The 244-nt window shown below is 37.3% G+C and carries 1 protein-coding gene; it reads right to left on the bottom strand.

What is annotated here, in order from left to right:
• The coding region (locus tag KK062_RS30505) for a glycosyltransferase (protein ID WP_254088148.1) at positions 1-244 on the bottom strand (244 nt) is incomplete at both ends.

The following is a 244-nucleotide window of genomic DNA, read 5'->3' as shown; positions in this document are numbered from 1 at the left end:
ACATTGATGTTGTCTACTAAAATTCCGTTATGCCCATGCTTAATCATATCAGGAACGCCACCTGTCTTAAAACCAATTACAGGCGTTCCGCACATAAGGGATTCTATTACAACGTTAGGCAGGTTATCAGCAAGTGTTGGCAAAACATAAACATCAGCAGCACTATAAATTAAAGCTTTTTTATGCTCATCAGATACAAATCCAAAGTTATGAACAACAAAGCCAGATAAGTCAGGCAAACTAT

The sequence above is a fragment of the Dawidia cretensis genome (genome assembly GCF_018598175.1).
GTDB classification, from domain to species: Bacteria; Bacteroidota; Bacteroidia; order Cytophagales; family Cyclobacteriaceae; genus Ohtaekwangia; species Ohtaekwangia cretensis.
The sequence above is the reverse complement of the archived record's forward strand: the minus strand, read 5'-3'. Positions and strand labels throughout refer to the sequence as shown.